At 68.0% G+C, this 12,019-nt stretch carries 12 protein-coding genes; 2 read left to right on the top strand and 10 right to left on the bottom strand.

What is annotated here, in order from left to right; genetic code table 11:
* Window positions 1–14: 14 nt before the first annotated feature.
* The 8 genes from AC5P98_RS17075 to AC5P98_RS17040 form a co-directional block, all read right to left on the bottom strand.
* On the bottom strand, window positions 15–701 hold the full coding sequence (locus AC5P98_RS17075) for a hypothetical protein (RefSeq protein WP_049408541.1): 687 nt from the start codon (window positions 699–701) through the stop codon (window positions 15–17).
* Window positions 702–799: 98 nt separating this feature from the next.
* The gene (locus tag AC5P98_RS17070) at window positions 800–1,900 is read right to left on the bottom strand and encodes a hypothetical protein (RefSeq protein WP_014645777.1); all 1,101 of its coding nucleotides are present in this window, start codon (window positions 1,898–1,900) and stop codon (window positions 800–802) included.
* A complete protein-coding gene (locus tag AC5P98_RS17065) occupies window positions 1,891–3,087 on the bottom strand; it encodes a hypothetical protein (protein WP_049408539.1) in 1,197 nt (398 codons plus the stop codon). The genes AC5P98_RS17070 and AC5P98_RS17065 overlap by 10 nt, the downstream gene beginning before the upstream one ends.
* A 106-nt stretch (window positions 3,088–3,193) precedes the next feature.
* Window positions 3,194–4,456: an RNA polymerase sigma factor gene (locus tag AC5P98_RS17060; RefSeq protein ID WP_049408538.1), complete on the bottom strand. Its 1,263-nt coding sequence runs from the start codon at window positions 4,454–4,456 to the stop codon at window positions 3,194–3,196.
* 45 nt (window positions 4,457–4,501) lie between these two features.
* Window positions 4,502–4,858: a DUF1428 domain-containing protein gene (locus AC5P98_RS17055; protein ID WP_014645774.1), complete on the bottom strand. Its 357-nt coding sequence runs from the start codon at window positions 4,856–4,858 to the stop codon at window positions 4,502–4,504.
* 23 nt (window positions 4,859–4,881) lie between these two features.
* Window positions 4,882–5,292: a VOC family protein gene (locus tag AC5P98_RS17050; RefSeq protein ID WP_014645773.1), complete on the bottom strand. Its 411-nt coding sequence runs from the start codon at window positions 5,290–5,292 to the stop codon at window positions 4,882–4,884.
* A 36-nt stretch (window positions 5,293–5,328) separates the two neighbouring features.
* On the bottom strand, window positions 5,329–5,751 hold the full coding sequence (locus AC5P98_RS17045) for a VOC family protein (protein ID WP_032959273.1): 423 nt from the start codon (window positions 5,749–5,751) through the stop codon (window positions 5,329–5,331).
* A gap of 67 nt (window positions 5,752–5,818) precedes the next feature.
* A complete protein-coding gene (locus AC5P98_RS17040; RefSeq protein WP_014645771.1) occupies window positions 5,819–6,232 on the bottom strand; it encodes a YciI family protein in 414 nt (137 codons plus the stop codon).
* 712 nt (window positions 6,233–6,944) lie between these two features.
* Here AC5P98_RS17040 and AC5P98_RS17035 point away from each other — a divergent pair.
* Window positions 6,945–7,352, top strand: a complete 408-nt coding sequence (locus AC5P98_RS17035) for a YciI family protein (RefSeq protein WP_012479004.1) — start codon at window positions 6,945–6,947, stop codon at window positions 7,350–7,352.
* Here the strand turns inward: AC5P98_RS17035 and AC5P98_RS17030 are convergent.
* Window positions 7,330–9,411, bottom strand: a complete 2,082-nt coding sequence (locus AC5P98_RS17030) for an NHL repeat-containing protein (RefSeq protein ID WP_049406900.1) — start codon at window positions 9,409–9,411, stop codon at window positions 7,330–7,332. The genes AC5P98_RS17035 and AC5P98_RS17030 overlap by 23 nt on opposite strands.
* A 165-nt stretch (window positions 9,412–9,576) precedes the next feature.
* Here AC5P98_RS17030 and AC5P98_RS17025 point away from each other — a divergent pair, with 165 nt between their 5' ends.
* Complete coding sequence (locus tag AC5P98_RS17025) at window positions 9,577–11,097, top strand: hypothetical protein (RefSeq protein WP_049406903.1); 1,521 nt, start codon at window positions 9,577–9,579, stop codon at window positions 11,095–11,097.
* Between the two features lie 97 nt (window positions 11,098–11,194).
* On the opposite strand, the gene AC5P98_RS17020 is transcribed toward AC5P98_RS17025, so the two are convergent.
* Window positions 11,195–11,971: a lytic transglycosylase domain-containing protein gene (locus AC5P98_RS17020; RefSeq protein WP_049406906.1), complete on the bottom strand. Its 777-nt coding sequence runs from the start codon at window positions 11,969–11,971 to the stop codon at window positions 11,195–11,197.
* Between the last annotated feature and the right edge of the window lie 48 nt (window positions 11,972–12,019).

The raw sequence follows: 12,019 nt of genomic DNA, 5'->3' as shown, positions 1-12,019 counted from the left end.
GGATTCGCCTCGGATCAGTTCATCTTGTCCAGCTGGCCCAGCATCGAATCGGCGTTGGACGGCACCTTGACCTTGCTCTTCTTGGCGAAGGTCACAGCCGACTTGGTCGAACCGTACAGGCCCTGGATGAAGCCCGGCGATTCCTTGGCCACCCATGCACCAGCGGCCAGCTTGCGGCCGACGGTAGCCATCTGGGTGGCGCCCAGGTTCTTCATGCCGGCGGTGAAGTTGCTGGCTTCGCCACCCAGCTTCTGCGCTTCGGCAGCCGAGGACAGCAGCGAGACCAGGCCTTCGGCGTAGTGCTGCTTGGATTCAGCGTTCAGCTCCGGCTGCGCGGCCTGGCGCTCGTCGATCGCGGCCTGGGCGGCTTCGCTGACCGACACCGACTTCTTCATCGCATCGACGCTGACCGAACCCGACGACAGCGCCTGGCGCTCGGCTTCCAGCAGCTGCACCTGCTCGGCCAGGCCGAAGGCACGGGCGAACGAGGTCTGGGCCTGCAGCGAGTGCGACTGCGAGCTGACGAAACGACGCACCAGCGCTTCCTGCGCGGCTTCGTCCGGGGCAGCGGCGCTGGAGGTGCTGCTGGAGGAGCCGGTGGAGCCACCGGCCAGGTCCTTCAGCTTGCCCAGGCCGGCATGGGCCGGCATCGACAGGGTGGCGGCCGCGATGGCCAGGGCAAGAGCGGTATTGCGGATCATGTGAGAGTCCTTTGGAAGAAACGGCCGCGTGCGGCACGTGGGGAATCGGTAACCCAGGGGCGATGCCGAGCGAGCTCGGCACCCAACGGGGCGGCGGATCAGCGGACCGCCTTGACGTTCAGTTCGTTGATCATCTGCTGGGCGGCCTTTTCGGCAGCCAGCTGCAGGGCATTGGTACGGGCCACGGTTTCATTCGGGCCGGTGCCGGAGAACTGCACCGGGCCGACCGACGACACGGTGCGCGGGAAACGACCGGTCACGTCCAGCACCTTGCCGGTGACAGTGACGAACACGCGGGTGTTGCCGCTGGCCGGATCGCGGTCACGCATGCCGACGTCGAGGGTGCCGACGGCGATGTACGGGATGTTGGCCGCACGGATGCCATTGGCGGTGTCGCGCAGGGTAGCCGGGGCCAGGTCGTTGCCGGTGCTGAAGTCCTTGCGGATGCGCTCGATGCTGAGCAGGCCGCGCGACTCGCCTTCCACGTATTCGGCTTCAACCACCTCGTAGCCGGCGGCGCTGAAGGCACCAGTCATCGCGGTGTTGACTTCGGCGGCGTTGGCCACCTTCCAGGTGATGTTGTCGGCGCGCGCGGTGGTGCTGCCGCCGCTGGTGACCGACACCGAACCGTTCTGGTTGATGCTGCCGTTGGTGCTGACCGAGTTGCCGCGGAAGCTGTCGCCTTCACGGGTGTTCTCGCTGTAGCTGCTGCTGGCGTCGACGCGGCGGTATTCCTTGTCCTGGAACGACTGCACGGTGTCCTGCGAGCGCGCCATGAACAGGAAGGTCAGCAGCGAGCGCTGCGCAGCGGTGGCGCCGGCCACGGCCGAACCCGCATCCAGCTTGGTCTGCAGCAGGGTGGTGTTGATCTCGGCGCGGACGGTGACGCTGTAGGTCTTGGCCTTCTTGTCTTCGGTGTCCGACAGCTGCACGGCGCTGAGCACGTAGCGGTCGATCTCGCCGATGAACTCGGCGCGGCGCGCCTCGAACAGGCGCAGCTTGGCCGCACCGGTTTCGGCGATGTACGCCTCCAGGGCATTGACCTTGGCCTTGTTCAGGGCCTGGGCACGGGTATCGGCGCTCAGGCGCAGGCCGTAGCTGGCCGAGCCGGTACCGCGCGAACTCGCGGTCTGCGCAGCGACCGGCGAGGCCACCGCCAGCGCGATGAGGATGAGCAGGATGGTACGCATCAACGACATGACTTGATCAACTCCTGGAGGGCTTGGGTCTGCTGCTGCAACGGGCGGCCGCCCGGCTTCTGTTCGTCCAGCCAGGCGCGCGAATCGGCACGCTTGGCGGCGGCGCCGGCGAAGGCGTCGAAGCCGGCCAGCAGGGTTTCGTAGCTGGCCGACCACTGGTCGACCTGCCACTGCGTGACCGGCACCACCTTGGTGGCCCCCTTGCGCAGCGGCTGTTCGAAATAGACCTTGCCCGAGAACGGCTCGCTCACCTTGGCGGTGAAGAAGGCGCCGAACAGCATCGTCTTCATCGCCGGGGTTTCCTCGATCACGCCGTTCTTCAGTGCATCGACCTGCAGCTGGATGACGTAGTCGGGTTCGGGAATCTTCAGCTGGTAGACCTTGCCGTCGGCAAAGCGGGCGGCCATCGCACCGCCGATCGCCTGGCCCGAGGCCGGCGGCAGCAGGCCAACGCCAGTGTTGGACGACAGCGTCTTGGACAGTTCGTGCGCAAGCGTGGCACGCAGCGGTGCTTCCCACTTCGGATCGGGCAGCTTGGCGCGTGCCGCGTCGGACAGGGTCACCCCGCCCACCTGCAGGCGACGCACGGCGGCATCGGGCAACCGGGCCTGCGCCAGGCTGGCCGCCAGTACCTGCGACAGGCTGGTATCGGCACCGCCGTACAGCAGATCGGCGACGATCGCGTCGATATCGTCGTTGTCCGGACGGTAGTCCTGCACGTCGATGCGCTGCAGGGTGAGCGGATAGGAGGCGATCACCTGGCGCTCGCGGAAGTCGAAGAACAACGCCTGCAGCGCCACTTCCACCAGCACCTTGTACTGGTCGCCGATCGGTTCGACCGAGACCAGCTCGCGATCCAGCGCAGCGGCCAGCACGGTGGCACTGGTGGTGCCGTCGAGCATCGCCACCGGCTGGTCGATCAGCTCCAGGTGGGCCGGTGCGTGGCGCTTGAGCGACTGTGCCAGCGTCTGGTTCAGCGGGACCAGCCCACGCCGTTCCAGCACCGCGTGCGCATGCGGGGTGGTCGCCTGCACGGCGGCGGCGTCAGCGGTATAGGCAAAACCGGCCCAATAGGCCTGCTGTGATTTGTCCGCAGCCTGCACGGCCATCGGCCATACGGCCACGCACAGGGCACAGGCAAGCAGGCGCGCAAAAGCGCGCGATGCGCTCTTCGTCCTTGAATACATCCAACCGCTCCTCGGTCAATACGCACGGATCGCGGACGCTGATGCGTCCGCTGGGCGCGAAACATAGCCGCTCAGGCGGCCGGCGACAAGTGCTGCCTTTGTCGGCTCAGTCCGTGGGGGGCAGGCCCGCCCGTTGCCGCAGCAGTCCGCGCTCGGCCTGGTTCTGGCTGAGCCGAGCGGCCTGGCCAAAAGCGTCACGTGCGTCCTGCTCACGCCCCAGTGCCTGCAGCAGCTCGCCGCGCACCACCTGCAGCGGCGCATAGTCGCGCAGGCGCGCGTCGACCAGCAGGGGCTGCAGCTGCGCCCACGCGGCGAACGGGCCTTCGCTGCGCAGGATCGCCACCACCCGGTTCAATGCCACCACCGGCGAAGGTTGCACCTGCAGCAGCTGTGCATAGAGCGCGGCGATACGCGGCCAGTCGGTCGCGTCGGCGCGCCGCGCAGCCGCATGGCAGGCCGCGATGCGCGCCTGCAGCACATAGGGATCCTGGTCGCCACCGATGGCCAACGCGCGCGCCAGCACCTGCTGCCCGCGGTCGATCTGCAGCCAGTCCCAGCGCGCGCGGTTCTGCTGGTCCAGCAGCACCGGCGCGCCCTGCGCGTCCACCCGTGCCGCTGCGCGCGAGGCCTGCAGTTCCATCAGCGCCAGCAGGCCCAGTACCGGCGGCACCGGCAACCGATGCGCCAGGATGCGGGCCAGCCGCAGCGCTTCCTCGCACAGCGCCGGGCGCATCCAGTCATCACCGGCGCTGGCGGCGTAGCCTTCGTTGAACACCAGATAGATCGCTTCCAGCACCGAGGCCAGGCGCTCCGGCATCGCGTCGGCGCGTGGCACTTCATAGGGCACCTGCTTCTGCGCCAGCGTGCGCTTGGCGCGCACGATGCGCTGGGCGATGGTCGGCTCCGGCTGCAGGAACGCACGCGCGATCTCGACGGTGGTCAGGCCACCGAGCAGGCGCAGGGTCAGTGCCACCCGCGCGTCGGCCGGCAGCACGGGATGGCAGGCCACGAACATCAGCCGCAGCAGGTCATCGCCCAGGTCGTCCTCCAGTGCCTGGCTGTCATCCGGCGCCGGCAGTGCCGCCGGATGCAGTTCCTCGCCCCACTGCGCATGCTGCTGCGCCACCCGCTGGTGCTGGCGCAGCACATCGATGGCACGGTTGCGCGCGGTGGTCATCAGCCAGGCTCCGGGGTTGTCCGGGATACCCTGCTCCGGCCAACGCTCCAGCGCGGCCAGCCAGGTGTCCTGGGCCAGCTCCTCGGCACGGCCGACATCGCCACCGAGCAGCCGCGCCAGGCGCGCAATCAGCACTGGCGACTCCATCCGCCAGAGGGTTTCCAGACGCTGCGTCAGTGCGTGCTCGAGCATGCGCCGATCACAGCACGCACGCCCGGCCCGCACAAGCGCCGCAGCTCACGCTTCAACAATCGGCTTGAAGCCACCCCAGAACATGCGCCGGGTATCGAACGGCATGTCCTTCGGGCCCAGCGACGCCAGCCGCGGGTCGGCCATCACCTTTGCGTTGATGCGGTCGCGTGCCGCGCGCGAGCGGAACACCACGAAGGCGACGATCACCGTCTCGCCCGGTTTCGCCTTGACCGCGCGCGGGAAGGAGGTGCTCTTGCCCGGCTCCACATCGTCGGCCACGCATTCCATGTACTGCAGCGCGCCATGGTCCTTCCACACCGCACCGGCCTTGCGGGCAAGGCGACGGTAGGCCGCCACCTTGTCCTGCGGGCACGGCAGCACGTAAGCGTCCACGTAAGCCATGCGGGTTCTCCCTGCGGCGGCCGTCAGCCCGGCTCGCCGTCCATGTGTGCGATTTCCCAGAGATGGCCATCCAGGTCCTGGAAGCCACGCTGGTACATGAAACCGTAGTCGCGCGCGGGCTGCGGTTCACTGGCGCCGGCCGCCAGAGCCTTGTCCACCATCACGTCCACCGCCTTGCGGCTGTCCGCCGACAGGCAGGTGATCACCTCGGTCTGGCTGCGTGCGTCGGCGATCGGCTTGGTGGTGAACTGCTTGAAGAACGGCTGGGTCAGCAGCATCACGAAGATGCTCTCGCTGATCACCATGCAGGCGGCATCGTCATTGGTGAAGGTCGGGTTGAAGCTGTAGCCCAGCGCTGCGAAAAAGGTCTTGGATGCGTTCAGATCCTGCACGGGCAGGTTGACGAAGATCATCTGCGGTTGCGGTGCACTCATCGGTGAAGCTCCTTGGGGATGAAAGAAAGAGAGGAATCAGGGCTGCTTCATGCAGTTGACCATCCACGGCTTGCCATAGCGGTCGATCAGCATGCCCCAGCGGTGCGCCCAGAACGTTTCGGCGATCGGCATCTGCACCTGGCCCCCCTCGGCCAGCGCGGCAAACACGCGTTCGGCTTCTTCGATGCTGTCGACATCAACATTGATGGTGGTCGAGCCACCCTCGCCGCCGCCGGGGCCGTCGGCCGCCATCACGATGGCGTTGCCGATCTCCAGCTGGCTGTGCGCAACGTGGTCCAAGGTTTCCGGCGGCATCTCGTTGCAGCCCGGCGAGCCGTCGGAGGGCGGCATGTCGCGGTATTTCATTTCCGAAGTGACCTGGCCACCGAGTGCCTTGGCGTAGAACGCCATCGCCTCGTGGGCCTGTCCGCTGAAGCCGAGGAAGGGAATCAGTCTCATGGCAATACTCCGTGATGTGGTTCAGGGCGGTAGCGCCGGGTCGTGCCCGGCGTGGAGATGAATCGGGTCAACCTTCCAGCTGTGCACGCAGACGCTGTTCCTGCTGCTGTAATTCGGGGGTGAAGGCTTCACCGAAGTCTTCAGCGGAGATCAGGGGACGCAGTTCGAGCGTGCCGCCACTGCCGAACGGCGCGCGGCTGGCCCATTCAACCGCTTCGTCCAGCGACCGCACCTCCCACAGCCAGAAGCCGGCGATCTGTTCACTGGCAGGACCGAACGGACCGGCCTCGACCTGGGGTGCCCCGCCGCCGAAGTGAATGCGACGGCCGCGCTGGGTGGCGTGCAGGCCTTCACCGGCCAGCATGATGCCGGCGGCCACCAGTTGTTCGTTGAAGGCGCCCATTTCGGACAGTTCCTGTTCGCTGGGCATGCGGCCGGCTTCGGAGTCGGCGTTGGCCTTCACGATCACCATCACTTTCATTGCGGTCTCCCGTGGGGACGCGTGGTGCGTGCCCTTCATTGGGTACAACGAACCAGGGGGCTGGGAATCGACACGTCCTCTGAAAATTATTTCTTCCGTGGAAAGCGCGCCTTCGGCGGAGGTCGGCGAACGGCGGAGCCCCTCCGTGGTGGGTTTGGGTTGGTCGCTGAAAGCTGGTTTTCTGGGAGTGGGCCGGGCGGGTGGGGTTGGCGGGGACGCCGTGAACCCATCCGTGGGGGCTTAGCCGCGGCATCCATGCCGCGGATACCCCGCCAACCCCACCCGCCCGGCCCCAGACAGATCTCTGCGGCTGCCCCACCACGGGAAAATCAAGAGAAAAGGCAAAAGCAACAGCAAAAGCAACAGCAACGGCGGTTGGCTGGCGGGCTCAGCTTTGCGAGCGAAGCGACCCGCTTTTGCTCTTGTTTGTGATTTTCCGGGGTGGACGCCGCAGGAAACTGTCCAGGGCCGGGTGGGTAGGCGGGGCGGGGGTGTCCGCGGCATGGATGCCGCGGCCAAGCCCCCATGGATGGGTTTACGGCGTCCCCCGACCCGCCTACCCACCCGGCCAAGCCCCAGCATCACGTTGTAGCGCCACCACGGAGGGGCTCCGCCGTTCGCCGTCCCCGCCGAAGGCGCGCTTCTGCGCTGCAACATGCCCATGCGCCATCCTGCGCCATCATGGGCACCCCGCCCCCGCCAGGACCGTGCCATGCAGCAGTACCTGCTTCTGATCTACATCGAGCCTGCCCTGCTGCAGGCCCTGCCCATCGAAGAATTCAACGCGCTGATGCGCGACTGCCTGGCCCACGCCGACAAGCTGCAGGCCGAAGGCACGCTGCTGGCCGCGCAGAAACTGCAGCCGGTCGACACTGCACAGACCCTGCGCGTGCGTGATGGCAACAGCCGTGTTCTCGATGGCCCGTTCGCCGAAACCCGCGAACTGCTGGCCGGCTTCAACCTGATCGTCGCCCGCGACCGCGACGAAGCCATGCGCATCGCCCGCGACTTCCCGTGGGCGCGCTTCGGCAGCATTGAAGTGCGGCCGCTGGAAGACATGGACGCCGAGCGCGAACGCTGCGGCGCCCCGGCTGCGGCTATGGCAGCAGCCGTACCCTGATCTCGCGCGGGCCGACGCCTTCGTTGCCGCTGTAGTCGCGCACGCTGGCGCGCACGATGTACTCGCCCGGCGGCAGCGCCGCCGGCTGCCAGCGCCCGGTTTCCATCAGGCCGTCGCGCACGGTGTTGGTGGCCAGGTAGCGGAACCGGGTCACCGCGCTGCCGTGCACGGTGATACCACTGTCGGGGGCGTAGGCCACCCGCACCGCTTCCTTCTGCGGCGGCATGCGGTTGAACACGATGTTCCAGCGTGGCTGTTCATAGCCCTGCAGCGCTCGGCCATCGGCGTCGAGGATCTGGTAGCCCACCTGGTACATGCCCAGGCGGCGGCGCGGCAGGTTGTTGTCGACCTGGTCCCAGGCCTCGACCACGATCTGCACGCCGCGGCCCTGGCGCGCCACCATCACCACGCCATCGCCGCCCGCCGCCATCGGCTGGTCGTTGTCATCCAGCAGGGCCACATCGGTGATGCGCGGCGCGAAGTGGTCGGCGTAGCCCTGGAAGCCCAGCGCCACCGCGTTGGTCTCGAAGCCGCCGGTACCCACCGCCAGGTGCACGTGCGCCTGGTTGTTGATGCTGCCCAGGCGGTCACCGACGTGGATGCGCATGCCGCGGCGCACGCGCATCCGCTCCAGCCTGCCCTGCTCGTCGTACAGCGCCTGCCAGCGCGCATCGTAGGGTTCGTCGCGCGGGGTGCGGCCGACCCGCATGTGGATGTACTTGAGGCGATCCACGACCAGGCCCTCGGCCTGCTCACCCAGGTTCCAGGCGGCCACCGGGCTGCTGATCTTGCCTTCGGCGATCGCCAGCACGGTCTGGCCCACATCACCGCGCACGTCGAAGCCGCCATGCAGGTGGTGGCGGCTCTCACCGGTGAAGTTGCCGCGCACCTCGCCCAGGGTGCCGACCACTTCGTGCCAGCCGTCCTGCGGTGCCAGCGGCCAACGGCCCCCGGTCTTCGGCAGCGCGGCATCGGCAGCCGGGCCGACCAGTGCCGGTGCCGGCAGGTCGCCCACCGGCAGCGGGCGCAGGCGATGCAGGCGGTAGCTGGCGGCGTCGGCCACCAGCACGCTGCCATCGGCATCCAGCGCCAATCCGCTGGGGCGGGCCAGGCGCGGCAGGCGGCCATTGCCGACCAGCGCGATCTGATGGCCCTGCGGCGTCACCTGCACGATGCGGCCATCGAGATCACCCACGTACAGCACGCCGTCATGGGTGGTGGCCAACGACAGCGGCCCATTGATCACGCCACCGGCGGCGACCACGGTGCTGACCGTACCATCGGCACCCACCCGGCGCACGGCGTTGTTGAACAGGTCGGCCACCAGCAACGCGCCCTGCGCGTCGAAGGCCAGCGCCACCGGCGTATCGAAGCGCGCAGCGGCGCCCACGCCATCGGCAAGGCCCGGCCGATCACCACCGGCCAGGGTGCGCACGCTGCCATCCGTACCGATCACCCGGATGCGATCGTTGAACGTATCGGCCACGTAAACCTGGCCCTGCGCATCCACGGCGATGCCCATCGGCGCATCGAAGCGGGCCTGCGCGGCAGGGCCGTCGGCGTGGCCCTGTTCGCCACCGGCCAGCGTGGTCACCTGGCCATCGGTGCTGATGCGGCGGATCGCATGGTTGCCGGTGTCGGCCACATACAGGTTGCCCTGCGCGTCGGCGGCAATGCCCGAAGGCGTGTTGAAACTGGCCTGCAGTGCAGGGCCATCGACACGTCCCTCGCCCTGCCCGGCCACCGTTTCAACGCGGCCATCGGGAAGGCGGCGACGGATCCGGTTGTTGTCGCCGGCATCGGTGAAATAGACGCTGCCATCGGCACTGCGCAGCAACGCGTACGGATCGGCGAAGCGTGCCTGCGCGGACGCGCCATCACGGTCACCCGGGTGGCCATCGCCGGCCAGCGGTTCGATCTGCGCGGTCCACGCCAACGGCGTCGGAGCCGGACCCGCCGGTTCAGCCAGCGTATGCAGCGGTGTCTCCCACCAGGTCGCAGCCAATGCCACTACCGTCGCCAACGCTACGCCTGCCGCCATCCATTGCCACCGTGCCATCGTGCTGTGCTGCCTGCCTGCTGTCTGAAGAGGCACCGACAATAGACGCTGCGCGTGCGATCCGCCACGGCCGATTGTGCGGCTGAACGCCAGAATTCGCTTCGTCGTGCTTGTCCTCGCTGGCTGCAGCAGGTTCAATGCGGTTCCCACGGATGGAGATTCTCCATGCCCCGCGTTCTCCCGCTCACCGCCCTGCTGCTGGCCGCATTGGCCAGCACATCCGCCACTGCTTCGATCACGGTGGCGCCGCAGAAGCCGTCAATCACCGCCGATGCGATGCATCAGGCCTATGCCACGCGCTGGGATGAAGCCATCCAGCAGGCGCGTGGCGGCAACACGCTGGGCGCGCTGATCAGCATGGAACGGCTGATGGAGGATCCCCTGCTGGACGACTTCGATGCCGAGCATCGTGGCCGCGCCTCGCAGGTCGCTGGCTGGACCGCACTGATGCAGAAGAAGCCGGCCCTGGCCCGCCGCTACCTGCAGCGGGCGCAGGAGGCCCTGCCGGAGGATGCACAGATCCTGCTTACCCAGGTGTCGGTGGAACTGTCGGACAACCAGCCGGCCGCAGCCACCACCTTCCTGGTGAAGGCACTGCAGCATGCCGACGCGCCGCTGCCGGTCGATCACCATGCCATCAACTACCTGCAGTACCGCCTGCGTGACCAGCCGATGAAGCGCATGGACCTGCTGCAGGCGCTGTTTGACAACGGCTGGAAAAGTGCCGGCCTGGAACCCACCGGGCTGTGGCTGACACTGGCCACGCTGCAGGCCGACAATGGCCGTGGCGACGGCATTCCAGCCACGCTGGCCCGCATCGACAGCCCGGCCGAGATCATCCGCCTGCGCAGCGACAAGCGCTTCGACCGTTATGTCGATCGCGGCGATGCGCGTTTCGATCCGGTGCAGGCGGCGCAGCGCCACCTCGATGAACTGCGCGTCTCCGGCCTGCTCGACCGTGCACTGGACGCGCGCATGGCCGAGTTCAGCACCACCCTGCTCATGCTGGACCGCAACGAGGAAGTGCTGTCGTTGACCGAGGGCATGGCCGGTGCCGCGAGCAACGGCGAATCACCTGCCGCCGCCGAAGCGGAATGGGTGGCCTGGCTGCTCAACAGCCGGCTCACCGCACTGCGCCGGCTGGGCCGCACCGATGAGGCACTGGCCACGGCGCAACAGGCCCAACGCATCGGCGCGCTCGGCCCGGATGGTGTCGAGCATCAGATGAATGTGGGCTTCGTCTTCAGTTCGCTGGGGCGCATGCAGGACGCTGCGCAGGCAGTGAATGACATGCCGGGCCTCGCCGGCTACGGCAAGGCCGCGCAGGCGCTGCTGCAGTTCGCCGCCGCCCGCGAGCGCGGTGACGCCAAGGCGCGCGACGCAGCACGCGCGGTGATCCTGGCCCAGCGCGAGGATGCCCGCCTGTTCCATCGCGAAATGCTGCTGGAGGAAGGCAACCTGGACGGTGCCGCCGCCGTGCTGATCGAACAGCTGCGCTCGCCCATCGAACGCGGGGAAACCCTGGCCAGCCTGCAGGACATGCGAACCTATCCGTCATTGCCGGGCGATGTGCGCATCGATGCCGCGTGGCGTGCACTCAAGCAGCGTGCCGACGTGCAGGCCGAGGTGGCACGCGTCGGCCGCATCGAGCGCTACGACCTGGTCAGCACCTCCACCTCGCGCTGAGCGGCTTTTGTGTAGAGCCGAGCCGATGCTCGGCTGCAATTGGCGCAGCCGAGCATCGGCTCGGCTCTACAACGCCACGTGCAGGCAGCACCGTCCGCTAGCGCGCCGGCACTTCGGTGCGGATGCCCATCGCTTCGCGGTAGCGTGCGTACAGCGCCATTACCTTGTCCACGTAGGCCAGGGTTTCGGCGTAGGGCGGCACGCCCTTGTAGCGGGTGACCGCACCGATGCCCGCGTTGTAGGCGGCCGCCGCCAACGGGCGGTCGCCGTTGTAGCGGCGCAGCAGCGCGCGCATGTAGCGCGCGCCACCCTCGATCGACTGCTGCGGCGAGAACGGATCGCTCACCCCGTATTCCTGCGCGGTTTCGGGCATCAGCTGCATCACGCCCTGTGCGCCCTTGCTGGATACCGCCAGCGCGTCGAAATTGCTTTCGGCGTGGGCGATGGCACGCAGCCAGGCATCATCGACGCCGGTGGCCCTGGACGCGGCCTTGAACTGCCTGGCGTGCTGCGCCAGCTGCGGCGTGCCGACCTTGCCCAGGCCTTCGTGCGCCGGCTCGCCTGGCGGCGTGGCCACGGTGAACTTCAGGAACACCCGCGAGCCGGGCAGGTTGCGCGTGGAGTAGACCAGCGCCCCGTCCTGTTCGCGCTCGTACAGCACGCCGCTGAACACGCCCATGTTGCCCCACAGGTTCGGGGTCTGGACGGCGTTGTCGTCGATCTCCTTCGGCGTGCACCGCGATCCCGGCTCCGGCGCGGTGGCCAGGCTGACGGTGTTGCCCTGCACGCAGCGGTAGACGGTGCGCGCGGCGGCCAGCCCGGGCCACAGGCTGGGCAGCAGCAACAGCGCGAGCAGGACGGGGCGAGGGGACATGGCGGCCGGATGATCCGGCCGTGCCCGCTAATGTTGGGTGAATGGGGG

This window comes from Stenotrophomonas sp. YJH_SMC_135 (assembly GCF_059372355.1).
The sequence above is the reverse complement of the archived record's forward strand: the minus strand, read 5'-3'. Positions and strand labels throughout refer to the sequence as shown.